This window comes from Chromobacterium sp. ATCC 53434, assembly GCF_002848345.1.
Taxonomy (GTDB): Bacteria; Pseudomonadota; Gammaproteobacteria; order Burkholderiales; family Chromobacteriaceae; genus Chromobacterium.
Genome location: NZ_CP025429.1, coordinates 455,240 through 477,373 on the forward strand (window position 1 = coordinate 455,240; position 22,134 = coordinate 477,373).

22 protein-coding genes are annotated in these 22,134 nt (G+C 64.2%); 17 read left to right on the forward strand and 5 right to left on the reverse strand.

Going from position 1 to position 22,134, the window contains the following annotated elements; genetic code table 11:
- The first annotated feature begins 242 nt into the window (after window positions 1-242).
- The 12 genes from CXB49_RS01950 to CXB49_RS02005 all read left to right on the forward strand — a co-directional run bounded on the left by CXB49_RS01950 (window position 243) and on the right by CXB49_RS02005 (window position 13,723).
- The gene (locus CXB49_RS01950; RefSeq protein WP_233492916.1) at window positions 243-1,988 is read left to right on the forward strand and encodes a radical SAM protein; all 1,746 of its coding nucleotides are present in this window, start codon (window positions 243-245) and stop codon (window positions 1,986-1,988) included.
- Window positions 1,989-2,242: 254 nt separating this feature from the next.
- Window positions 2,243-6,100: a glycosyltransferase gene (locus tag CXB49_RS01955; RefSeq protein ID WP_233492917.1), complete on the forward strand. Its 3,858-nt coding sequence runs from the start codon at window positions 2,243-2,245 to the stop codon at window positions 6,098-6,100.
- A 176-nt stretch (window positions 6,101-6,276) separates the two neighbouring features.
- Window positions 6,277-7,125 (forward strand): flagellin, encoded by an 849-nt coding sequence (locus CXB49_RS01960; RefSeq protein WP_101706842.1) that lies wholly within the window; start codon window positions 6,277-6,279, stop codon window positions 7,123-7,125.
- A 219-nt stretch (window positions 7,126-7,344) separates the two neighbouring features.
- On the forward strand, window positions 7,345-8,193 hold the full coding sequence (locus tag CXB49_RS01965; protein WP_101706843.1) for a flagellin: 849 nt from the start codon (window positions 7,345-7,347) through the stop codon (window positions 8,191-8,193).
- Window positions 8,194-8,266: 73 nt separating this feature from the next.
- On the forward strand, window positions 8,267-8,695 hold the full coding sequence (locus CXB49_RS01970; RefSeq protein ID WP_101706844.1) for a flagellar protein FlaG: 429 nt from the start codon (window positions 8,267-8,269) through the stop codon (window positions 8,693-8,695).
- Window positions 8,696-8,754: 59 nt separating this feature from the next.
- On the forward strand, window positions 8,755-10,092 hold the full coding sequence (fliD, locus tag CXB49_RS01975) for a flagellar filament capping protein FliD (RefSeq protein ID WP_233492918.1): 1,338 nt from the start codon (window positions 8,755-8,757) through the stop codon (window positions 10,090-10,092).
- Between the two features lie 50 nt (window positions 10,093-10,142).
- A complete protein-coding gene (gene fliS, locus CXB49_RS01980) occupies window positions 10,143-10,580 on the forward strand; it encodes a flagellar export chaperone FliS (RefSeq protein ID WP_101706846.1) in 438 nt (145 codons plus the stop codon).
- Between the two features lie 8 nt (window positions 10,581-10,588).
- The gene (locus CXB49_RS01985; protein ID WP_101706847.1) at window positions 10,589-10,924 is read left to right on the forward strand and encodes a hypothetical protein; all 336 of its coding nucleotides are present in this window, start codon (window positions 10,589-10,591) and stop codon (window positions 10,922-10,924) included.
- 126 nt (window positions 10,925-11,050) lie between these two features.
- The gene (locus tag CXB49_RS01990) at window positions 11,051-11,404 is read left to right on the forward strand and encodes a DUF2802 domain-containing protein (RefSeq protein WP_158300586.1); all 354 of its coding nucleotides are present in this window, start codon (window positions 11,051-11,053) and stop codon (window positions 11,402-11,404) included.
- Complete coding sequence (locus CXB49_RS01995) at window positions 11,401-12,453, forward strand: flagellar hook-length control protein FliK (RefSeq protein WP_101706849.1); 1,053 nt, start codon at window positions 11,401-11,403, stop codon at window positions 12,451-12,453. Before CXB49_RS01990 ends, CXB49_RS01995 begins: the two co-directional genes overlap by 4 nt.
- A complete protein-coding gene (locus CXB49_RS02000) occupies window positions 12,446-12,787 on the forward strand; it encodes an EscU/YscU/HrcU family type III secretion system export apparatus switch protein (RefSeq protein WP_101706850.1) in 342 nt (113 codons plus the stop codon). Before CXB49_RS01995 ends, CXB49_RS02000 begins: the two co-directional genes overlap by 8 nt.
- Window positions 12,788-12,856: 69 nt before the next feature.
- Window positions 12,857-13,723, forward strand: coding sequence for an NAD(P)-dependent oxidoreductase (locus CXB49_RS02005; protein ID WP_101706851.1), 867 nt, complete (start codon window positions 12,857-12,859; stop codon window positions 13,721-13,723).
- 69 nt (window positions 13,724-13,792) lie between these two features.
- On the opposite strand, the gene CXB49_RS02010 is transcribed toward CXB49_RS02005, so the two are convergent.
- Entirely contained in the window at window positions 13,793-14,062 is a 270-nt protein-coding gene (locus tag CXB49_RS02010) for an HU family DNA-binding protein (protein ID WP_101706852.1), read from the reverse strand.
- A gap of 228 nt (window positions 14,063-14,290) precedes the next feature.
- Here CXB49_RS02010 and CXB49_RS02015 point away from each other — a divergent pair, with 228 nt between their 5' ends.
- Window positions 14,291-14,548 (forward strand): DUF3761 domain-containing protein, encoded by a 258-nt coding sequence (locus tag CXB49_RS02015; protein ID WP_101706853.1) that lies wholly within the window; start codon window positions 14,291-14,293, stop codon window positions 14,546-14,548.
- Window positions 14,549-14,600: 52 nt separating this feature from the next.
- Here CXB49_RS02015 and CXB49_RS02020 read toward each other — a convergent pair whose 3' ends face one another.
- Complete coding sequence (locus CXB49_RS02020) at window positions 14,601-15,005, reverse strand: hypothetical protein (protein ID WP_101706854.1); 405 nt, start codon at window positions 15,003-15,005, stop codon at window positions 14,601-14,603.
- A 449-nt stretch (window positions 15,006-15,454) separates the two neighbouring features.
- On the opposite strand from CXB49_RS02020, the gene CXB49_RS02025 reads away from it, so the two are divergent.
- Window positions 15,455-15,736 carry a DUF3761 domain-containing protein gene (locus CXB49_RS02025; protein WP_101706855.1) on the forward strand — a complete coding sequence of 94 codons (282 nt, stop codon included), beginning with the start codon at window positions 15,455-15,457 and terminating at the stop codon, window positions 15,734-15,736.
- Between the two features lie 116 nt (window positions 15,737-15,852).
- Here CXB49_RS02025 and CXB49_RS02030 read toward each other — a convergent pair whose 3' ends face one another.
- The 3 genes from CXB49_RS02030 to CXB49_RS02040 form a co-directional block, all read right to left on the reverse strand.
- Window positions 15,853-17,481: a methyl-accepting chemotaxis protein gene (locus CXB49_RS02030; RefSeq protein ID WP_101706856.1), complete on the reverse strand. Its 1,629-nt coding sequence runs from the start codon at window positions 17,479-17,481 to the stop codon at window positions 15,853-15,855.
- Between the two features lie 185 nt (window positions 17,482-17,666).
- Window positions 17,667-18,260 (reverse strand): hypothetical protein, encoded by a 594-nt coding sequence (locus CXB49_RS02035; protein WP_158300587.1) that lies wholly within the window; start codon window positions 18,258-18,260, stop codon window positions 17,667-17,669.
- A gap of 262 nt (window positions 18,261-18,522) precedes the next feature.
- The gene (locus CXB49_RS02040) at window positions 18,523-19,389 is read right to left on the reverse strand and encodes a YicC/YloC family endoribonuclease (RefSeq protein WP_101706858.1); all 867 of its coding nucleotides are present in this window, start codon (window positions 19,387-19,389) and stop codon (window positions 18,523-18,525) included.
- A 99-nt stretch (window positions 19,390-19,488) separates the two neighbouring features.
- On the opposite strand from CXB49_RS02040, the gene CXB49_RS02045 reads away from it, so the two are divergent.
- The 3 genes from CXB49_RS02045 (at window position 19,489) to rph (ending at window position 22,117) form a co-directional block, all read left to right on the forward strand.
- Window positions 19,489-20,460, forward strand: coding sequence for a serine/threonine-protein kinase (locus CXB49_RS02045; protein WP_101706859.1), 972 nt, complete (start codon window positions 19,489-19,491; stop codon window positions 20,458-20,460).
- Window positions 20,457-21,335, forward strand: coding sequence for a PP2C family serine/threonine-protein phosphatase (locus CXB49_RS02050; RefSeq protein WP_101706860.1), 879 nt, complete (start codon window positions 20,457-20,459; stop codon window positions 21,333-21,335). The genes CXB49_RS02045 and CXB49_RS02050 overlap by 4 nt, the downstream gene beginning before the upstream one ends.
- A gap of 65 nt (window positions 21,336-21,400) precedes the next feature.
- On the forward strand, window positions 21,401-22,117 hold the full coding sequence (gene rph, locus CXB49_RS02055) for a ribonuclease PH (RefSeq protein ID WP_101706861.1): 717 nt from the start codon (window positions 21,401-21,403) through the stop codon (window positions 22,115-22,117).
- The last annotated feature ends 17 nt before the right edge of the window (window positions 22,118-22,134 follow it).

Below are 22,134 nucleotides of genomic sequence, written 5' to 3' on the forward strand. Positions count from 1 at the left end.
TCGGGGCGGTGTTCTGCCGGCGCATGGCTTTGTCAAACGTCCCTGGCAGTGAACGACACTGCGGCGGGCCGTTTTCCGCGCCCTGCATCCGGCAGAAAACCGCCGATGCCGCAAAAGATCGTAAACAGGCTCTAACAGACCGCCGGCGGGCAGTAGACGCAGACTTTATTCTGGTATTCAAACGATTGCGGATCGCGGACGGCCCGAAGGCGCTGGGCTGGTCGTTGATCGGGGAGGGATGAATGAAGAAAGTGCTGTTTGTCGTACCGATGCATATTTCCTGGGATTCGTTCACCAAGCCCGAGTTCTACAATGTGCAGCTGGCCAAGAGCGATGGCAAGGTCTACAACATCCCGCGCACCGACCTGCCGCTGGGACCGTTGTCGATCTCGGCCTATCTGAAGAAATTCCTGCCGCTGGACGTCAAGCTGATCGACTTCAACGCCGAGGTCAACGCGCTGGACGCGGTGCCCTTCGACTGCTTCGAGGCGCTGTGCCGGCATTTCTTCGAGCAGATCCGGGATTTCCAGCCCGACTTCGTCGGCATTTCCTCGCTGTTCAGTCCGTCCTTCGCCAACTTCATGGACTGTGGGCGGATGGCGCGCGAGGTTTGGCCAAATAGTCTGGTGATAGGCGGCGGCAATATCCCGACCAACAGCTATGAGCAGATCTACCGCGAAATGGGCTGCACCTTCTTCGACGGCCTGTGCTTCGGCGAGGGCGAGAAGCCGATGCTGCACCTGCTGCAGGCCGAGGACCCGCGCGCCTTCCTGGAAACCTCCGACACCTGGATCACGCGCGCCAAGGTGATGGGCGAGATGCTGTTCGCGCCCAAGCACGACTTCATCGACGATCTGGACGAGATTCCGTTCTTCGATTACGACCTGTGCGATATCGACAAGCACGAGATCAACCAGGTCGTCGCCTCCTACCATAATCTGGACAAGACCCGCGGTTTCCACGTGATGACCTCGCGCGGCTGCCCGTTCCTGTGCACCTTTTGCGCCTCGCACCGGACCCACGGCCGTTCGATGCGCTACCATTCGCTGACGCGGGTGAAGGAGGACTTCACCCGCCTGGTCGAGAAGTACAAGGCGGAAACGGTGATCTTCCAGGACGACCACCTGATGGCCGACTCGGACCGGGTGTACAAGATCCTGGACATCGTCAAATCGCTGAATCTGCATTCGGTCTACCAGAACGGCCTGACGCTTTACGCGCTGGACCGTCCGATGCTGGAGGCCTTCTGGGACGCCGGCGTCCGCCACCTGGTGCTGCCGGTCGAGAGCGGCAGCGAGAAGGTGTTGAAGAAGCAGATGAAAAAGCCGCTGAAGATGAAGATCTCCGAGCGGGTGGCCAGGGATTGCCGCGATCTCGGCATCTACACCAATACCAATATCCTGATCGGCATGCCGGGCGAAACCAAGGCCGATCTGGAGGAGGCGCGGCATAATCTGCGCGAGATCGCGTCGAACTGGTTCAACATCGCCTGCGCCAGCCCCATCGTCGGCAGCGAGATCCACGAAATCTCCCGGGACAAGGGCTACATCAAGATCAACGCGCTGGGCTCGGACTACCGCACCGCCGTCATCAACACCGAGGACTTCAGCTCCGACTTCATCCAGGAATACCAGTACTTCATGAACTTGGACCTGAACTTCGTCCACAACTACGACATACGCTGCGGCAATTACGCCTGGGCCGAACGCGGTTTGAAAAACGTGCTGCGCCTGAAGAGCGATCACGCGCTGGCCCATTACTATCTGGCGGTGTGCTATCGGGAGACCGGCAAGCCGGAGTTGGCCGCTCAGCACCACGACAGCTATCTCGAGTCGGTGAAAAATCCGTTCTGGGGGCGCTGGGCCTGGATTTTCGGCCTGGAGGGCGTCAATCCCGACGACTGGTCCGCCGCCGACTACGGCCTGTTGGGCGAGGTTCTGCAGCCGCCGGCCGACGAATATCCGCTGCCGATGGCGGCGCAGGCCTGAGCCGCCGGTCCGGCGCGCGCCCGCTCGCCGGACCGGGCAGAAAATTCGGTTAATAATATCGGCGCCGTCATGGCGGCGGGCTTTCTGTTGTACGCTTACGGAATTGAGGACGGCCCCCCGCCGGCGACAAGCCCGCAGGCCGCCGCCGTCCGCTACACCCGCTCTATTGGCCGCTGCGCCGCCGACTCGCGCGCAGCGGCTTCGATTCATTCATGACCCAGCGAGCCGCAGCCATGAACTCTCAGGAAAACAATGTGGAACCACAAGAAACTCGCAAGCCGCGCATAGGGGTGCTGACCCGCGACCTGCAGGACGCCGCCTGCTACAAGCTCAGGCTGGGCGATCCGCTTGGCCTGATGTCGCCGGTGGTGGACGCCTATCTGTTCCGCAACCAGGCCGAGTTCAGTTTCGAGGCCGTCTACCCGTTCAAGGACGATCGCGAGTTTGTCGACGCGATGGACATGTTCGTCGTGCAGCGGCTGTTCCCGTATCCAGAGTTCCGGCCGGTGCTGGAAATGATAGTCGAGTCCGGCAAGCCCATCGTCTACGAGCTGGATGACTGGCTGCTGAACGTGTCGGAACAGCACGTGATGTACGATCTGTGCTGGCCGGCCTTCGACGGCATAGAGTGGCTGCTGCCGAAATGCTCGCTGGTCACCGTGTCGACCGATGTGCTGGCCGACAAGGTCAGGCCGTACAACGACAAGATATTCGTGTTTCCGAACCAGCTGGCGAAAGAGCGCTTGGTGGAGCCGCTGCCGCACAGCGGCCAGATCACCATAGGCTTCGCCGGCACCAGCACCCACGGCAAGGACGTGGAAATGGTGTCCTCGGCGCTGAAGCGCATCTACAACGAGTACGCCGGCCAGGTGAAGTTCGTGTTCTGGGGCGATGTGCCGCCGGACTTCGTCGGCATCAAGGATGTGCGCAAGGTGCCGGAATTCGTCACCTACAACGAATACCTGGCCGAGCTGGCCAAGCTGAAGATAGACATCGGCATCGCCCCGCTGGTGCGCAGCGACTTCAATGATTACAAGTCCGACCTGAAATGGCTGGAGTACGCGGTGGTCGGCGCGGCGGCGGTGGTGTCCGACGTGCTGCCGTACGCCGAGCTGAAGGACAGCGAGCTGGCGGTGATGGCGGAAAACACCGAGGACGGCTGGGTGACGGCGATCAGCAAGCTGATCGACGATCCCGAGCTGCGGGCCAGCCAGGCCGAGAAGGCGCGGCGCCATGTGCTGGACCATAGGCTGCTGGAGCGGCACATCGGCGATCTGCTGGCCGAATACGCCAAGCTGCTGCCGGCGGCGCTGCGGCCGCAGCCGCTGACCGAGCCCGGCCCTATCATCCCGTACACGCTGGGCGAGAACGACATCGACGGCTCCAAGGCCTATCGCAAGTGGGTGAGGCGCCATCAGCTGCGCGAGGTGCACGCCGAGCAGCTGGCCGAGCGGATGATGCTGGCCTGGAAGCAGGTGCCGCTGTTCAACCTGATCCTGCTGGCGCCGTCAGCCAAGCTGGCGCGGTTGTCGGAGAGCTTCACCGCGATGGAGGACCTGCTGTATCGGAACTGGCGGCTGATCGTGATTTCCGACGCCTCGGAACCGGATCCGGTATTCAGCAGCAGCCCGCAGCTCGGCTGGGTGCAGCTGGACAGCATGGACGACGACTCCCAGGTCGCCACGGTGGTCAACGGCATCATCGCCGACGTGCCGTCCGACTGGGTGATGCTGCTGCCGGCCGGCGCGCGGCTGCAGCCTAACGCGCTGGCGCGGCTGGGCGAGGAAATCCATGCACATCCGGAATACGGCGCCATCTATTGCGACCACGACGTGGTCTCGCCGATGGGCAGGCGCTTCCGTCCGGCCTTCCTGCCCGACTTCTCGCCGGAATACCTGCGCTCGATGGACTACGTCAGCTACGCGGTGGCCTTCAGCCGGGAGACGCTGGCCAAGATAGGCGGCATCCAGCCGTATCCGCGCGCCCATTGCTACGACGCGCTGCTGCGCGTCTACGAGGCCGGAGACCGCGGCGCGATCGGCCACATCGACGACATGCTGGTGTCCCTGCCCTGGGTCGATCCCAAGACCGACAGCCTCGGCAACGCCTCGCGCCGGGTGGCGCTGGAGAGCCATATCGCCCGCTGCGGCCTGCCGGTGACGCTGCTCGACGGCCTGGTGCCCGGCACCTTCTGCTACCAGTACCAGCTGCTGGCTTCGCCGCTGGTGTCGGTGATCATCCCGAACAAGGACAAGCTGGAGTGCCTGGCGCCTTGCCTGAACAGCCTGTTCGGCATCACCGGCTACCAGAATTTCGAGGTGCTGATCGTCGACAACGCCTCCGAGGACCCGGAAACCTTCGAATACTACGAGCAGGTCCAGGCCAGCTATCCGGGCCGGGTGCAGGTGCTCAGCTACGACGCGCCGTTCAATTTCTCGGCCCAGTGCAATATCGGCGCCCGCGCGGCGCGCGGCGAGTATCTGCTGCTGCTGAACAACGACACCGAGGTGGTGTTCCCGCACTGGCTGGAGCGGATGCTGGCGACGGCGCAGCAACCCGGCGTCGGCGCCGTCGGCGCCCGCCTGCTGTATCCGGAGATCGGCCAGGTGCAGCATGCCGGCATCGTGCTGGGCATGCCCGGCGGCATGTATTCGGTGGCCGACCACGTGTTCGAGAGCCTGGACTATCTGTACGCCGGCTATCTGAACCGCAGCTTGACGATGCAGAACTACTCGGCGGTCACCGCCGCCTGCCTGCTGGTGGAGAAGCAGATCTACGACGCGGTCGGTGGCATGGACGAGGAAGCGCTCCAGGTCTGCTTCAACGATGTCGATTTCTGCCTGAAGATACAGGCGGGCGGCCTGCGCAACGTCTACAACCCCTTCGTCGTGCTTTACCACCACCACGCCAAGAGCATAGGCCGGGTGACCACCGACCCGCGGCCGGCGCTGAAGGCGGCGGTGCGCGAGCGGGAAGAGATGGAGGTGATGCTGGAGCGCTGGCTGCCGGTGATCGCCAACGACCCCGGCTTCAACCGCCATCTGTCGCTGCGCACGCGGCGGGTGACGATAGAGTCCGACCGCCTGGTCGCCTGGGACGCCAAGCTGCCCGGACGCAAGCGGGTGCTCGGCATCCCGGTGCCGGGCGGCAGCGGCGAGTACCGGCTGAGCCAGCCGCTGTCGATGCTGCAGGAAAAGGGCAAGCTGGACGGCGAGATCCACCAGCCGTCGGCCGGCATCGCGACCGTGGTCGAGCTGGCGCGCCAGGCGCCGGACACCGTGCTGCTGCACACCGGCATCAGCGATTACATCTACGAGACCGTCGCGGCCTACCGCCGCTACCTGCCCGACCTGCGCATCGTGTTCGGCCTCGACGACCTGGTCGGCGGCGTGCCGGAGAAGAGCAGCTTGTACGACCACTGGTCGCGGCACTATCCGGACGCCAAGCAGCGGCTGCGCCGCGTGCTGAAGCTGTGCGACGCCGCCGTGGTGTCGACGCAGCCTCTGGCCGACTTCATCGAGAAGATGGTCGGCGAGGTGGTGATCGCGCCGAACCGGCTGCGTCGAAGCATCTGGAGCGGCCTGAAGTCGCAGCGGCGCGCCGGCGACAAGCCGCGCGTCGGCTGGGTCGGCGCCGGCCAGCACCGCGGCGACCTGGAGCTGATACACGAGGTGATCCTGGCCACCTACAAGGAGGTGGACTGGGTGTTCATGGGCATGTGCCTGCCGCAATTCCGGCCGTATGTGAAGGAAATGCACCACGCGGTGCGGTTCGACGAGTACGCCGCCAAGGTGGCCAGCCTGAATCTGGACCTGGCGGTGGCGCCGCTGGAGCTCAACCCGTTCAACGAGGCCAAGAGCAATCTGCGGCTGCTGGAATACGGCGTGCTGGGCTGGCCGGTGGTGTGCACCGACATCTACCCGTACCAGACCAACGACGCGCCGGTATGCCGCGTGCCGAACCGGGCCGATGCCTGGATAGAGGCGATACGCGCCCGAGTCAACGATCTGGACGCGCTGGAGAAGGAGGGCGACGCGCTGAGGGCCTGGTTCGACCGCGATTACTGGCTGGAGGACCATTACGAGGACTGGTTCCGCGTTTTGCACGGCTAAGCCGCGCAAACGCCCGCTCACGGCCCCTTCGGGGGCCGTTTTCGTTCAATTCGCGCTGATTTGGCGCGGATTTTTGGTAATAGTGCCATTTTCATAAGTATTCCCCGGCCGCGGCCGATCTTGCTGTCAACAGGCAAGAACTTTCGATGGTCCTCTGGGCCGATAAGGGGAATGAAATGGCAATCACCGTCAATACCAACCTGGCCTCGTTGCAGGCCCAGATCAACCTGAACGGCTCCAGCAACTCGCTGAGCCAATCGCTGCAACGCCTGTCCTCCGGCCTGCGCGTCAACAGCGCCAAGGACGACGCCGCCGGCCTGGCGATTTCCCAGACCCTGACTTCGGCCATCCGCGGCAACAACCAGGCGATCAAGAACGCCAACGACGGCATCTCCGTCGGTCAGACGGCCGAAGGCGCGCTGGGCCAGATCGCCAACAACCTGCAGCGCATCCGCGAAATCGCGGTGCAGGCGTCGAACGGCTCGGTCAGCAACAACAACCGCTCGCAGCTGCAGAACGAAGTCGACCAGCTGACCCAGGAAATCTCGCGTATCGTCCAGACCACCGAGTTCAACGGCACCAAGCTGCTGTCCGGCGGCGCGACGCTGACTTTCCAGGTCGGTTCGTCCGGCTCCACCGACAACCAGGTTTCGGTGTCCTCCACCGACCTGACTTCCGGCAGCACGCTGAAGTCGTACAACTCGGCGCTGACCGCGACCAAGACCATCGACGTCACCACCCAGGGCGGCGCCTCCGGCATCCTGTCCTCGCTGGACGCCGACATCTCGCAGATCTCCAATGTGCGCTCGACCTTCGGCGCGGTGCAGAACCGCTTCGACGCGGTGGTGTCGAACTTGCAGAACTACACCTCCAACCTGACCGCCGCCAACAGCCGCATCATGGATGTCGACTTCGCGTCGGAAACCGCCAACCTGACCAAGAACCAGATTCTGCAACAGGCCGGCAGCTCGATCCTGAAGCAGGCGAACTCGCTGCCGCAGTCGGCGCTGACCCTGCTGCAATAATTCTGGCAAGCGGCCCGGCCGCCGCCGTAGACGGCGGCGCCGGGCCAGGCGGAGCAACGGTTTTGACGATGGAGACGACGATGGGCTGAGGCGTAGCGCGCAAGGAGTGGCGAAAGAAAATGTGAAAATTCACGTTTTCGCCGTAAAGTTCGGAATGTGCCGGCCGATATGCAGTGTAAGCAAGCCTCTTTGCCCACACTGAGTATCAGGAGAGTCATCATGGCCATTACCGTCAATACCAATATTTCGTCGCTGCAAGCGCAGCTGAACCTGAACAATTCGCAGATGTCGCTGTCCCAATCGCTGGCCCGTCTGTCTTCCGGCCTGCGCGTGAACAGCGCCAAGGACGATGCTGCCGGTCTGGCCATTTCGCAGACCCTGACCTCGGCCATCCGCGGTAACAACCAGGCGATCAGTAACGCCAACGACGGTATCTCCGTCGGGCAGACCGCTGAAGGCGCGCTGGGTCAGATCGCGAACAACCTGCAGCGTATCCGTGAAATCGCGGTGCAGTCCGCCAACGCCTCCGTCAGCAACACTAACCGTTCGCAGCTGCAGAACGAAGTGGACCAGCTGACCCAGGAAATCTCGCGTATCGTGCAGACCACCCAGTTCAACGGCACCCAGCTGTTGTCGGGTAGCGCGGTGCTGACTTTCCAGGTCGGTTCGTCCGGCGCCAGCAGCAACCAGGTTTCGATTTCGTCGGTGGACATGACCTCCGCCGGCACGCTGTGTAGCTACAACTCGGCGCTGACCGCGACCGGTACGATCAACATCACCTCCCAGTCCGGCGCCTCGGCCATCCTGTCGTCGCTCGATGCCGACATCGCGGAAATCTCCACGGTGCGTTCGACCTGGGGTTCGGTGCAGAACCGGTTTGACGCCGTAGTCGCCAACCTGCAAAACTACGTGCAAAACCTGACTGCGGCCAATAGCCGGATCGTGGATGTGGACTTTGCTTCGGAAACGGCTAACCTGACTAAGAACCAGATTCTGCAACAGGCCGGCGCGTCGATTCTGAAACAGGCCAATACTCTGCCTCAAGCAGCCTTGACGCTGCTGCAATAGGTGTAAACTGATGGTATAGCCAGTCTGCAGCTCCGGTTGGGCAGCCGGAGCTGTAGCCATTAGGAGCGTGATCATGCAAATCCCTTCCATTTTGTCGCCAGCAACAACCGCTGCAGCCGCTCCTGTGCCTCGTCAGCAGCTGGTTGAATTGGCGCAAGCGCCTTCTAATGACCCGAATCAGCCGGTATTGGCCGATTCGAGCCAGGCTGTCGCCGCGGCTGGGCAGAGCCAGCAGCAACAGTCATCTGCCGATGCGCAGCAAAAGCAGCAAACCGATCCCAAGCAGTTGCAGGACTCGGTCAACCAGCTCAACAGTATGGCGGAGGAACTGAACAACAGCTCCTTGCAGTTTTCCGTCGACAAGGACACCGGGTCCACCGTGGTCAAGGTCGTCGACAAGGACAACAACAAGGTGATCCGCCAGATTCCGTCCGAGGAGGCGTTACGCATCGCGAAGGCGATCGGCGACTTCAAGGGACTCCTGCTGAAGGACAAAGCCTGATCTGATTGTCCCGATGCGGCTAGAAACATGGGGATAACATGACAGCCATTACCAGTTCCGTGGGTGCATTGGATGTACAGGGCATCGTCAGCCAGCTGATGATGATTGAAAGACAACCGCTCAGCGCCAGCATGAAGCGCTCCGACCAGTACAACACGCAGCTCAGTACGGTCGGCAAGCTCAGTTCGTCGTTGTCGGCCTTGCAGACGGCGATGACCTCGCTGGCGTCCGGGCGCTTCTTGCAGGTGTTCAAGGCTTCGGTCAGCGATACGTCGATGGCCGGCGTCTCGACCAGCAGCGGCGGTAATTCGGGCACCTTCCAGGTTTCGGTCGGCAACCTCGCCACCAACCGGCAGCTGGTGTTCGACCAGGTCGGCGGCCAGAACATCACCGATCCGAAGGCTGTGATCAGCGGCGCGCCCGACCAGTTGACCTTCCAGATCAACGGCAAGACGCAGACTGTCAAACTGCGCGACAAGCCGGGCGACCAAGTGACGCTGCAGACGATCAACGACAAGATCAACAGCGCCGGCGTCGGTCTGAACGCGTCCGTGGTCCAGAACGGCAGCCAGTACAAGCTGGTGCTCGCCTCCAGCGAATCGGGCACCGACAACCAGTTCACCATCACTGGCGGCGGAAGCGATTCCGATACCGCCGGATCGACGCTGGCCGGCCTGTCGCAGAGCGCCACCGGCGTTCAGGAGTCGCAGAAGGCGAAGAACGCCAGCCTGACGGTGAACGGCGTCGCGATCTCCGCCGGCAGCAACAAGATCACCAGCGCGGTGCCGGGCGTCGAGCTGGACCTGTACAAGACGGGCAGCTTCACGGTGACGCTGGCGCCGGACAATGTCGGCATCGGCAAGGGCCTGCAAGCCTTCGTCGACGCCTACAACCAGGTGATCAGCGACGTCAAGGACGCGCGCAGCGGCACGATGAAGGGCAACGCGTCGGTGCTGGACATCCAGAGCCGGCTGCAACAGGTGCTGGCGACCGGCATTCCCGGCGCCGATCCGGTCAATTCTGTGGCCTTCCTGTCGCAGGCGGGCATCTCGCTGCAGAAGGACGGCACGTTGAAGCTGGATCAGACCGCGTTCAACGACGCGCTGAAGCGGGACAAGCAGGCGGTGAGCAATCTGTTCGGCAACCCGGCCAATACCGGTTTCGCCCAACGTTTCAACCAGGAGATCAACTCGATGCTGGGGCCCAACGGCGTGATCGAAACCAGCAAGGCTTCGATCAAGAGCCGCGTCAATACCGAAACCCAGCTGCAAAGTTCGCTGCAGGCGCGATTGGACTCCAAACAGACCCAGCTGATTCAGCAATATACCGCGCTGAACAAGACGCTGGCGCAGATGCAGTCCGGCTCCAACAGCCTGTTCAATATGATTTCCAAGTAGAATCGGACGCCGGGCGGCGTGTGCCGCCCGACGGTTCGAGAAAGTGACCCATGCTGAATTCACGAATGCTCAAGCAGTTCAATCAGGCGTACTCCAACGATGCCCTGAAGACTGCGGTTTACGGCGCCAGCCCGGTTGGCATCGTCGTCATGCTGTACGAGGGCGCGGTCAAGGCCTTGAATTCGGCGAGTCTGGCCATCGACGCCGGTCGTTTCGACGAGAAGGCGCGGATGATTTCCAAGACGGTCGATATCCTGGAGGGCCTGCGGGTTTCGCTGGATTTGGACATGGCCTCCGAGGCGGCCGTCAATCTGAACGATCTCTACATCTACATGAAGTTGCGGCTGGCCAAGGCCAGCCTGAAGAACGACAAGGAAATCCTGGCCGAAGTGCGGACGCTGCTGGAGACCATCCTGCCGGCCTGGCAGCAGGTGGACAAGGGCAATGCCGCCAAGCAGGAAGCTGCGGGTGCGCAGCCGGGAGCTTGAGCGCGTATATGGAGCGGCAATTTGCGATGACGACGGCCGGGTTGGCCGAATTGATAGATGCGCTGGAACCGCTGGCGACGCAGTTGCTGGAGGCCGCGCACAAGCAGGAGCGGTCCAGCTTCATCGAGCTGTACCGCCGCCACGAAGGCTATACCCAGCAGTTGCTGAGGCGGCTGGAGGCCGGAGAGCGTCAGCGCTTGAGCGAGCCGCAGCGCGAGACGCTGCGGCGCGTGCTGGCCTTGCGCGGACAGATCCAGCAGCGGATAGCCGGCTGGGCCGAGCAGGTGAAGGGCGAGTTGCGCGCCCTGAGCCAAAGCTCGAAGCTGAATCGCGAGTATAAATGAGCGTTCGGCGGCCGCCGCCCGGCGCCCGCCGGGCCGCGGCCGGAACGCAGGGTTTCAACTTGGGTTGCGCCGTGTTTCGCCATACACTTAAAGTCAATGCGGATGCTCACCCGAGGGGAATTCTCCATGTCCGGCGCCTTCTTCCCTTACCTGATGGCTGTGCTGTGGCTCGCTCTGGCGGCGGCCGGCGTCTACCTGTTCGGCAGGATGCGTCGGCTGGAGGGCAAGCGCGACAGTCTGACGGCGCTCTATCTGGATCAGCAGCAGCAGCAGATCAGCGCCTTGCAGCGCGACATCGCCCGGCTGCAGTCCCGCTTCGAGCATCAGGCGCACGGCGAGCCAGGTCTCAGCCCGTACAATCAGGCCATCGAGATGATACGCCAGGGGCTGACCGCCTCGGAGGTGGCGTCGCGTTGCGGCATTTCCCGCAGCGAGGCCGAATTGATCGTTTCCCTTTACCGTAATAGTCCGACTTCATGATTCCGTCGTTGCCCAATGCCATCGCCGCGTCCACGCAAGGATCGGCGCAGAGCCTCCCCCAGCTTCGAACCGCGATAGACGGCGTCAAGCTGCTGGAGGCGCTCACCCAGCCGGGCAAGATGCCGTCGCTGATGGTGGGAGAATTGCTGACCGCCAAGGTGGCCGATCAGCTCGGCAACAACCAACTGGCGGTCTTGATCAAGAACGCGCTGTTCACGCTGAGCCTGCCCCAGGGCATGACGCTGTCCGGCGATACGCTAAACCTGAAAGTGGCGTCGTTGACGCCGGCGCTGACCTTCGTGTTGCAGGACGGCGGCAAGGACGCGGCGCCGCCGCCGCAGGACGGCTCGGTGGCGGTGAAGCTCAGCCAGGCTTCGCGCTATCTGACGACCTTGCTTGGCTCCGGCGAGCCGGAGGCCGCCAGCAAGCCGCTGCAGCTGGACGCGGCGCAGCAGCCGCCGGTGCAGATCGCCAAGCAGTTGCAGCAGGACGTCAAGCAGAGCGGCCTGTTCTACGAGTCCCATCTGAAGGACTTCAGCAACGGCCTGCATCCGCTGGAGCAGTTGAAACAGGAACCGCAGGCCAAGCTGACGCTGACCTTGCAGGCATTGGACAGCGAGCAGAAGGCCGGCGCGGCGACGACGACGACGGCCGCCAAACCGCAGTCGCAGGCGCAGCTGCAGGAACTGGGCGGCCTGGTCCAGCGCCAGCTGGATGGTCTGGAAAACCGCGCGGTGCAGTTCCAGGGCATGGCCTGGCCGGGCCAGCCGATGCAACTGGTGATCGAGCAGGAAAAGCTGGAAAACGAGCGGCGCGGCAGCGCCGACGAGGACATTCCGACGTGGAACACCAGTCTGGCGCTGGAATTGCCGGCCCTCGGCGGCATGGCGGTCCGGGTGCGCCTGGTCGGGCAGTCGGTGCAGGTGTCGTTCAAGGCCGACGAGGACGACACCGGGCAGATGATACGCCAGCATGCCGCCCGGCTGCAGAGCGGCATGGCGGCCGCCGGCCTGACCTTGGCCGGCCTGACGGTGAGCCAGCATGAGTAGCGCCGGGCAGGACGACGACAAGCGCCGTTCGGCGGTGGCGCTGTCCTATCAGGACGGACAGCGTTCGCCGCGGGTGGTGGCCAAGGGCTATGGCCAGATGGCGCAGCGCATCATCGAGTGCGCGCAGGAGGCCGGCGTCTTCGTTCACGATTCGCCGGAGCTGGTGTCGCTGCTGATGCAGGTCGATCTCGACAAGCATATCCCGCCGGAGCTCTACCGCGCGGTGGCCGAAATCCTGGCCTTCGTCTACTACCTGGAGCGCCGCGCCGGCTCCGAGGACGCCGAATTCGAAGACTGGCTGGCCGGTCGTCAGACCCCGGTCGGCAATCCCTGATCGCTTCCCCCTGGCGCCGCCCGGCGCAATCGCCTATGCTCAGCCGATTGTCGATTGAGGAGGGATGACATGCATATCGGATATATCGGCTTGGGCATCATGGGGCGTCCCTGCGTGCTCAATCTGCTGAAGGCCGGCCATCAGGTCAGCGTGTGGGCGCGGCGGCGGGAAAGCGCCGCCCCGCTGCTGGAAGCGGGCGCCTGCTGGGCGGACAGCCCGGCCGCGCTGGCGGCCGAGGTGGAAGTGCTGGTGAGCAATGTGTCCGACACCGCCGACGTCGAGGCGGTATTGCTGGGCGAGAACGGCGCGGCGCACGGCGCGCGGCCGGGACTGGTCTGCGTCGACATGAGCACCATCGCGCCGAACGGCGCGCGGCGCATCGCCGCCGCGCTGGCCGAGCGCGGCATAGACTTTCTCGATTGTCCGGTGTCCGGCGGCGAAGTCGGCGCCGTCAACGGCACGCTGACCATCATGGTCGGCGGCAGGGCCGAGGCGCTGGAAAAGGCGATGCCGGCGCTGCAGGCGATGGGACAGACCATCACCCGCATCGGCGATAGCGGCGCCGGTCAGGTGGCCAAGGCCTGCAACCAGATCGCGGTGGCGGTCGGGGTGGCGGCGGTGGCGGAAATCGTCAAGCTGGCCCGCGCCTGCGACGTCGATCCGGCGCCGGTGCGCGCCGCGTTGCTGGGCGGCTTCGGCCAGAGCCGGGTGTTGGACGTGCACGGCCAGCGGATGATAGACGACAACTACGCGCCGGGCTTCAAGGCCAAGCTGCACGCCAAGGACATGCATATCGTGCTCGACACCGCGCGCGAGCAGGGCGTCAGCCTGCCGGCGGCCGAGCGCACGATGCGCTTGATAGACCAGCTGGTGGAGCAGGGCGACGGCGAGCTGGACTCGTCGGCCATCGCCAGGCTGATCTGGCAGCAGAACTGAAAGTCGCGCCGCAAAAAACGGGCCGCATTCGATGCGGCCCGTTTTTCATATTCATTGCTTGCGCCGAAATCAGGCGATGCGGTCTTTCAGCTGTTTGCTGGCGACGAAAGCGACTTTGCGCTTGGCGGCGATCTGGATGGTTTCGCCGGTTTTCGGATTGCGGCCGGTACGGGCGGCGCTTTCCTTCACCTTGAATTTGCCGGCCATGATGCTGATCTCGCCGTTGCCGGCCAGCGTGTCCAGCAGCACTTCGTCGAAAGCGCCCAGCACGCGCAATACGTCGGCTTTGTTCAGGCCGGACTTGTCGGAGAGGAGGGCAATCAGTTCGGCTTTGGTCATGTGTGCGTCTTTCGCTTAGGGTAAAACCCCATTTTCTGCGATTTCCTCGCCCGGATAAAGGTAAAAAAGCATAGTTCGCTTATAAATGGTCGGCGAGGTGTTGCGGAGCGGCCGCGCCGGACGGGCCTCGCCGTATTTTCACGGTAGCGAGCGCCGATGCCGCGGCGCTGTCCAGCGGGACCGCGGGCGGCCTAAAATGCCCGTTTGCGCAATTCGAAGGAGAAAACCATGCGTGCAATCGCGATGATGGCGGGCGCCGCCGCCGCGCTGCTGCTGGCGCTGTCCGCGCCGCCGGCCCAGGCTCAACGGGTGACCGGATCGACCAATCTGGTGACCGGCGACGGCGCCGCCGGCCACGGCGACCGGACGGTCCGTGCCAGATCCAAGCCGGCTGGCGCCACGGCGCGCTGCCGGGACGGCAGCTATAGCCATAGCCGCCGCGGCGCTTGCGTCGGCCACCGCGGCGTCGCCAAGCGTTATCGCTAGCGCCATGCAAAAGGCCCGCCGGGAGGCGGGCCGAGGCGCGAGCGTCGCCGGCTCAGGCGCTGGTGTCCAGCAGCGAGCCGACGCTGCCGACGGCGTCCGAGGTGCTGGCCGATGTATTGTCGGCGCCGCCCTGCTGTTCGCCGCCGCCGTGGCGGTGGTGGTGACCGGCATGCTGGCTCTGCATGGTCTGGAACGCCTGCTGGGCGCCTTGCAGATTGCCGCTTTGCAGGGCCTGGCCCAGTTGCGCGAACGGGTTGTTCGAATTGGACGAGGCATTGCCGCCGGGGCTGTTGGCGGTCAGGCTGGCGTAGGCGCTTTGCGCCTGGCTGAGATTGCCGGACTGCAGGGCCGACGCCAGCTGTTGGAAGTTTTGCTGGTTTTGCTGCCGATTGGCGGCGTTGGCGCTGTTTTGCGGTTGCCAAGCGGAGACGCTGCCGCCGAAGCTGCTGATGCTCATGATGATTCCTTTCCTGATGCCCGATCCTGGGGCGATAGCCATCGACTTCGATTGCGAAACCGTTCCGGCGTCTTTGACTGCGACGGTAGGATTTCAGCCTGACTGCATCACGGCTTGAATAGCTTATCGACGGCGGCGGCGGCGTCTGAAGTCACAAACCTTGGTCCCATTGTTAAGCTTTGTCTAAATAATTTTACGTCATATGTTAACAGTCGGCGGCAGGGGGAAGCGCCCGGGCCGCCGGGGATGACTTATTCACAGGAGGGGGGATTTGCCGTAGTTGTCCACAGTTTCCACGCAAGCGCGGTCATCGCGGCGGGGCCGGCGCGCTGGCGGGATGTTGCGGACTGACAAAGCGGCCATGACGGGGCGGAAATCCGCGAGATGGCCTTGGCGCGGGGCAATATCGCTAGATAAGATGCTTTTGGCATTTTAAAAAGGAAAACCATATGCGCCTCGCCATTGTCGCCCTTGCCGCGTTGCTGGCCGTTCAGCCGGTCTTCGCGAAAACTCCAAGCCAGACCGATAACGACACGCCGAACGAGTCCCAGCTGGTCGAGCACGGCAGCTACAGGAATTCGGACGGTCAGGAAGTGCACAGTCCGGCGCACTCCAAGACCGGCAAGGCGCCGGCGGGCGCCTCGGCCAAGTGCCGGGACGGCACCTACAGCTTCAGCACCCACAGGCGCGGCACCTGCTCGCATCACGGCGGCGTGGCCGCCTGGCTGTAGAGATGGCAAAAGCCCCGCCGGCGGGGCTTTTGCGGCTTCGTCGACGAGGCCTCTCCTGCATCGAGAGGGGATGACGCCGACGAGGACTTACCCGGTTTCCGTCGCTCAGGCGCCGCTCACAGCTTGAAGCGGGAGGTGACGTGCTGCAGGCTTTGCGACAGCGAGTTCAACTCGCCGGAGGTGGTGGCCAGCTCTTCCACCGTGGCGCTGTTGGATTCCGCCATCTGCGACACCTGCTCCATGCTTTGCGCCAGGGTCAGGCTGGCGGCGCGTTGCTCCGACAGGCTGGAGGTGATGCTGGCTATCGTGCCGACGATGGACTGGGTGTTGTTCTCGATTTCATGCATCGACATGCTGGCCTCGTTGGCGCTGCCCGACACCGCTTCCACGCTGGTCAGGCTGCCGGCCATGCTGTCCACCACCCGATGGGCGTTCTGTTGGATGGAGCCTATCATCTGGGTGATTTCCTGGGCCGAGCTGGTGGTGCGCTCGGCGAGTTTTCTGACTTCGTCGGCCACCACGGCGAAGCCGCGGCCCATTTCGCCGGCGCGCGCCGCCTCGATCGCCGCGTTCAAGGCCAATAGATTGGTCTGGTCGGCCACATCGCGGATCACGGTGATGATGTTGCCGATGCGCTGAACCTCGTCGGTCAGAGACTGCATCTGTTCCGAGGTGCTGGCGACCGACTGCGACACGGTGCCGATCTGGCCCACCGAGGCCTGCACATTGTGGCCGCCGCGGCTGGCCATCTCTCCGGCGGCGCGGGCCTGGTCGGAAGCCTGGTCGGCGTTGTCGGCCACATGGTTGATGCTGACGGTCAATTGCTCGATGGTGGCGGCGGCCGAGGTGGTGGCCTCGGACTGGCGTTGCGCGCCGTTGGCGACCTCTTTCGACATGCTGGACAACTCGCGCGCGGCGCTGGATACATTGTGCGCGTTCTGCTGGATGCTGGACACCACTTCGCGCAGTCCCTTGCGCATCTCCTGGATGTCGCGGGCGATGATGATGGCCTCGTCGCGGGCGAGCGGCAGCGTCTCGTCGACGCCGGACAGATCCCCCTGCTTGATCTGATGCACCAGTTCCACCGAGTGCTGCAGCGGCGTGGTGATCATCCGGGAGATCAGCCAGGCGGCCATCGCGCCCAGCGCCAGCGCCAGCAGCGTGATCGTGATCATCAGATTGCGGGCCTGGTCATAGCTGTTCTGGCCGTCCTGCACCGCCTCCAGCATCCGGTCGCCCTGGTATTTGGCCAGATCCTTCAGCGCCGTCATGAAGGCGTTGTTGGCCACCGCGAAGTGCTGCTTCAGAAACGCATAGGCGGGCGCGCCCTTGCCGGTGCGGGCCAGTTTGTACATCGGTTCGTATTGCTGCTTGAGCACGGCGCGGGTCTCTTTGACCTTGTCCATCAGCACGCGGCCCTGCGGCGTCGCGATCAGCTTCTCCAGCGCCGCCATGTCCTCTGAGTTGAGCGCGCGCAGTTTTTCGACCTTGTCGATCTCCGCCTCTATCATCTGCGGCTCCGGCGCGATGATGGCGTTGCGCACGCCGCGGCCGATATCCAGCGTGGTCGTCGTGATGCGGTTGACCAGCACCACCTTCGGGTAGCGGTTGCCGGTGATGTCGCGGGTTTTCTGCTGCAGGCTTTCCATCTTGAACATCGCCACGCAGACGACGATCAGCAGCATCGCCAGCAATGCGCCGAATCCGATAAAGAGTTTCTGCCTGACCGTCAGCTGATAAAACATCGCGCGCCTCCACCGTTGTCCTATGGACAAGCTAAATGAATATCCATATTCATATTAGAGCCTGTTTGCGATCTTTCTCGGCGATTGCGCGTTTTTTGCCGCAGATGTTCGATCGCAGGCCGGACGGCGCCCCTCCTGGCCGTGGAAGGTGGCCGAAATACCGGGGGAGGGGGCAGCGTTCCTCTTCACGTTGCGCGCTGTTGGCCGGCGCATTGCCCGATGAAGTGCCAGCGGGTGTAGTCCGCGGTGCCGGCCAGATTGGAGACGCGCCAGGGCCGGTAGCGGGCGCCGCACAGCCCGACGGTGGCATTGCCGCGGTGCGGCGTGCGCAGCCCGACCATCTGGGCCGCGCGCTGGCGCGCGTCGGGCACGGTGGTTTCGCCGCGCCAGTGGCGGCAGCCGATGCAATCGTTGACTCGGCCGGCGCGGCGCTCGGCCTCGGCGCGCGGCAGGCCGCCGTCGTATTCGATGATGGCGGCACGCTCCTCTATGGCCTCCCGGTCGTCGAGGCCGCCGTGGTGGCGGGCGAGATGGGCATCGAGGGCAGCCGCCAGCTCTGCCGCCGGCACGCCGTCGCGCGCGATCTGCGCGCTCAGCATCGCCCGCCACTCGGCGTGGTCGGCGCTGGACCAGCGCTCCAGCCGGCAGATCAGATAGACCCGTTGCCCAAGGTCGGCCGGCAGCGCGGCCGACGCGGGGCCGGCCTCTCCGCGAGGGCAGGGCCGTAGCGTTTTTCGGGGTGCTTGTTTTCCGGTGCCAAGCTGTTGCTGCCTATTCATTTTCTCCCTCCAGTATCGCGCTGCCCGGCACGGCTTGCGGCATCTCGCGTCTTGGTCCGGGTCTTGCGGGCGTGCTGCAGCGTGCGCCGTTCGTTGGGGAAGATGAAGCCGACACTGTTCAGGCAATGGATTCGCGCTTCCGGCGCCGGGGCCTGCGTCGGCGTCTCGGGAGGGAGGATCGATTCCGGCAAATGGCCGGGCCGGAAATGAATAAAGCCCCGACTGGCGGGGCTTTGCGCTTGCGTTGATACGCGGTGGAAGCTTACTCGATGTTCTGGATCTGCTCGCGCATCTGCTCGATCAGCACCTTCAGTTCCACCGAGGCCTGGGTGGTGTCGGTGGAGACCGATTTGGAACCCAGCGTGTTGGCTTCGCGGTTCAGCTCCTGCATCAGGAAGTCCAGCCGCTTGCCGGACTGGCCGCCCGACTTCAGGATGCGGCGCACTTCGGACAGGTGGGTGGTCAGCCGCGACAGTTCCTCGTCGACGTCTATCTTCTGCGCGAACAGCGCGAATTCCTGCTTCAGCCTGTCCTCGTCGACGCTGCCCAGTGCCTCTTGCAGCCGGCCGGACAGCTTGGCCATATAGTTGTCGAGGATTTGCGGCAGCTTGGGCTTGATCGCGGCGACGATGGCTTCCATCGCCTCTATCTTTTCGATCAGCACCGCTTTCAGCTTCTCGCCTTCGCGGCCGCGCGAGGCGTTGAAGTCGGCCAGCGCGGTCTGCAGCGCGTCCAGGCACAGCTGGTGCAGGACCTCGGGCGCCAGTTCGTTGCTTTTCAGCACGCCGGGCCAGCGCATCAGTTCGCCGACCGACAGGCCCTTGCCGTCGCCGCAGCGCTGCTGCACGTCGCGGGAGACTTCCAGCAGACGGTCGAGAAGGGCGTGGTTCAATTCCAGCGTCGGGGCGGCGCTGTCCACCTGATTGAGGCCGACGCGGCATTCCAGTTTGCCGCGGGTGACGCGGGCGGCGATCTGCTCGCGCAGCTGCGGTTCGATGATGCGCAACTCTTCCGGCAGGCGCATCTGCACGTCGAGGTAGCGGTGATTGACCGCTCGGACCTCCAGGCTCAACATGCCACCAGGGAATTCCCGGGTGGCGGCGGCAAAGCCGGTCATGCTCAGTATCATGCGGGGCTCCTATTGCGAATCCAATTTCAAAATGCCGGGCCCGAATTGCTTTGCTAAGCTCAATTCAGGGCCAGTGGACACTATAACAACTGCCATCCGATGACTCAATCCAGCAAGCAGACCGCGCTATCGCCTGGCTATCGCCTGGCGGAGTACACCATTGTGCGCCAGTTGTCGGTTGGCGGCTTCAGCGTCGTCTATCTGGCGCTGGACGATGCCGACCGCAAGTTCGCGATCAAGGAGTACCTGCCGCGCAATCTGGCCGACCGCAATCGCGAGGGCGAGGTGACGGTGCCGCACGAGATGGACCGCGACGCCTTCAATCTGGGGCTGAAGTGTTTTTTCGAGGAGGGGCGGGTGTTGTCCGGGATTGCCCATCCGACCGTGGTGCGGGTCAGCAATTTCTTCCGCGCCAACCAGACGGTGTACATGGTGATGGAGTATGCCGACGGCCGTTCGCTGGGGCGGGAGCTGGAGCTGGCCGGCGGCCGGATGGAGGAGCGGCTGATCCGCAAATGGTTCGCCGCGTTGCTGTCGGGCTTGCGCGAGGTGCACAGCCAGCGGCTGCTGCATCTGGACATCAAGCCGGCCAATATCTATCTGCGCCGCAGCGGCGTGCCGCTGCTGCTGGATTTCGGCGCGGCGCGGCAGACCTTGTCGCGCCGCGACAAGCATTTCGCCGCGATGTACACGCCGGGTTTCGCGGCCCCGGAGCAGTACGAGCGCGATCAGCCGCTGGGACCGTGGACCGACATTTACGGGATAGGCGCCTGCCTGTACGTGTGCATGGGCGGCGCGACGCCGCAAAACGCCAAGGCGCGCCGGGAGAACGACGCGCTGGTGCCGGCGGCCAAGGCTTTCGGCCATTTGTACTCGCGAGAGCTGGTCGAGTTGTGCGACCGTTGCCTGGCGCTGTCGCCGGACGACAGGCCGGCGACGGTGCTGGAAGTCCAGAAGTGCCTGCAGCAGACCGAATACAGCAAGCCGGAGAAGCCGGCGGCGGAAGGCAATCGGCTGGTGGGATGGATCCGCGGCCTGGCTGGTGGCCGGCATCGAGAGGGGACGGAATGAAACTGTCTATTTTCCAGGAAAGCCGGATCGGCGGCCGCAGCTACAATCAGGACCGGCTGACTGTCGCCCATTCGACCGAAACGGTGATGCTGGTGGTGGCCGACGGCATGGGTGGCCACATGCGCGGCGAGGTGGCCGCCCAGATCACCGTCGACCTGCTCAGCGAGTTGTTCTACCAGCAGGCGACGCCGACGCTCAGCTACCCGAACCGTTTTCTGGTCAACGCGATCAGCTCGGTGCACCAGGTGATCCTGGAGTACGCCGCCGATCACCGGCTGCCGGACGTGCCGAGCACCACGGTGGTGGCGGCGATTCTGCAGCATGGGCAGCTGTACTGGTGCCATGTCGGCGATTCGCGGCTGTATCTGCTCGATCAGCGGGGCCTGCGGCTGCGCTCGCGCGATCATTCCCAGGTCCAGCGGATGATAGACCAGGGCACGCTGACCGAGGAGGCGGCCAAGACCCACCCGGAACGCAACAAGATCTACAACTGTCTGGGCGCGTCCAGCGATCCGGACATCGATATCGGCGAGCGCCAGAGCATCGCCGCCGGCAGCACGATTCTGCTGTGCACCGACGGCCTGTGGTCGCAGGTGCAGGACGCCGAGATGGAGAAGGTCTTCGCCGGACGCAACGTCAATCAGGTGCTGCCGGCCTTGATCAATGTCGCCGAACGCCGGGCCGGCGCCGGCGGCGACAATCTGTCGGCGCTGGCGGTGACGCTGCTGGACGACGCGCTGGAGCTGGGCGAGCGCGCCGATGTGCTGGACACCGAGAAGACGCCGCCGCAGAAGGGCGGACGGCTGATCCTGGAGTCGAATCTCGCGACCATGCACCAGGAGATACTGGCCAGCCAGGTGGACAAGGACAGCTGAGTGCGGCGACCCGGCGCAGGCGGAGTATAATCGCCGTCGTTCCCACTTTCCGTCCAAGGCCATTGATGCGACCTTCCCAACGTAATGCCGACGCGCTGCGCGTCGTCCGTCTGACCCGTGGCTACACCCGGCATGCCGAAGGCTCGGTGCTGGTGGAGTTCGGCGACACCAAGGTGATCTGCACCGCCAGCGTCGAGGAGACCGTGCCGTCGTTCCTGAAGGGCAAGGGCCAGGGCTGGGTGACGGCGGAATACGGCATGCTGCCGCGCTCCACCGGCAGCCGGATGCGGCGCGAGGCCGCCAGCGGCAAGCAGTCCGGCCGCACCCAGGAAATCCAGCGCCTGATCGGCCGCTCGCTGCGCGCCGTCACCGACCTCGCCAAACTGGGCGAGCGCCAGATCGTCATCGATTGCGACGTGATCCAGGCAGACGGCGGCACCCGCACCGCCAGCATCACCGGCGCCTATGTGGCGCTGGCCGACGCGATCCAGGGCTTGATGGCCGCCGGCAAGTTGAACGCCAGCCCGCTGCGCGACCAGGTGGCGGCGGTGTCGGTCGGCGTCTACCAGGGCATGCCGGTGCTGGATCTCGATTATCCGGAAGATTCGGCCTGCGAGACCGATATGAATGTGGTGATGACCGGCAGCGGCCGCTTCGTCGAGGTGCAGGGCACCGCCGAGGGCGAGCCGTTCAGCGAGGAGGAGATGAACGCGATGCTGGCGCTGGCGCGCAAGGGCATCGCCGAGTTGCTGGTGCTTCAGCGCGAGGCGCTGGCCGGCTGACGGTCGGTCCGCCGGAT

What these genes read in the sequence shown, in the direction of transcription:
- CXB49_RS02000 (WP_101706850.1), top strand. Translation starts at nt 12,446, where the DNA reads ATGAGTAGCGCCGGGCAGGACGACGACAAGCGCCGTTCGGCGGTGGCG.
- CXB49_RS02005 (WP_101706851.1), top strand. Translation starts at nt 12,857, where the DNA reads ATGCATATCGGATATATCGGCTTGGGCATCATGGGGCGTCCCTGCGTG.
- CXB49_RS02035 (WP_158300587.1), bottom strand. Translation starts at nt 18,260, where the DNA reads ATGAATAGGCAGCAACAGCTTGGCACCGGAAAACAAGCACCCCGAAAA.
- CXB49_RS01950 (WP_233492916.1), top strand. Translation starts at nt 243, where the DNA reads ATGAAGAAAGTGCTGTTTGTCGTACCGATGCATATTTCCTGGGATTCG.
- CXB49_RS01965 (WP_101706843.1), top strand. Translation starts at nt 7,345, where the DNA reads ATGGCCATTACCGTCAATACCAATATTTCGTCGCTGCAAGCGCAGCTG.
- CXB49_RS02025 (WP_101706855.1), top strand. Translation starts at nt 15,455, where the DNA reads ATGCGCCTCGCCATTGTCGCCCTTGCCGCGTTGCTGGCCGTTCAGCCG.
- CXB49_RS02040 (WP_101706858.1), bottom strand. Translation starts at nt 19,389, where the DNA reads ATGATACTGAGCATGACCGGCTTTGCCGCCGCCACCCGGGAATTCCCT.
- CXB49_RS02050 (WP_101706860.1), top strand. Translation starts at nt 20,457, where the DNA reads ATGAAACTGTCTATTTTCCAGGAAAGCCGGATCGGCGGCCGCAGCTAC.
- CXB49_RS02010 (WP_101706852.1), bottom strand. Translation starts at nt 14,062, where the DNA reads ATGACCAAAGCCGAACTGATTGCCCTCCTCTCCGACAAGTCCGGCCTG.
- CXB49_RS02020 (WP_101706854.1), bottom strand. Translation starts at nt 15,005, where the DNA reads ATGAGCATCAGCAGCTTCGGCGGCAGCGTCTCCGCTTGGCAACCGCAA.
- CXB49_RS01985 (WP_101706847.1), top strand. Translation starts at nt 10,589, where the DNA reads ATGGAGCGGCAATTTGCGATGACGACGGCCGGGTTGGCCGAATTGATA.
- CXB49_RS02030 (WP_101706856.1), bottom strand. Translation starts at nt 17,481, where the DNA reads ATGTTTTATCAGCTGACGGTCAGGCAGAAACTCTTTATCGGATTCGGC.
- CXB49_RS02045 (WP_101706859.1), top strand. Translation starts at nt 19,489, where the DNA reads ATGACTCAATCCAGCAAGCAGACCGCGCTATCGCCTGGCTATCGCCTG.
- rph (WP_101706861.1), top strand. Translation starts at nt 21,401, where the DNA reads ATGCGACCTTCCCAACGTAATGCCGACGCGCTGCGCGTCGTCCGTCTG.
- CXB49_RS01995 (WP_101706849.1), top strand. Translation starts at nt 11,401, where the DNA reads ATGATTCCGTCGTTGCCCAATGCCATCGCCGCGTCCACGCAAGGATCG.
- CXB49_RS02015 (WP_101706853.1), top strand. Translation starts at nt 14,291, where the DNA reads ATGCGTGCAATCGCGATGATGGCGGGCGCCGCCGCCGCGCTGCTGCTG.
- CXB49_RS01990 (WP_158300586.1), top strand. Translation starts at nt 11,051, where the DNA reads ATGTCCGGCGCCTTCTTCCCTTACCTGATGGCTGTGCTGTGGCTCGCT.
- CXB49_RS01960 (WP_101706842.1), top strand. Translation starts at nt 6,277, where the DNA reads ATGGCAATCACCGTCAATACCAACCTGGCCTCGTTGCAGGCCCAGATC.
- CXB49_RS01970 (WP_101706844.1), top strand. Translation starts at nt 8,267, where the DNA reads ATGCAAATCCCTTCCATTTTGTCGCCAGCAACAACCGCTGCAGCCGCT.
- fliS (WP_101706846.1), top strand. Translation starts at nt 10,143, where the DNA reads ATGCTGAATTCACGAATGCTCAAGCAGTTCAATCAGGCGTACTCCAAC.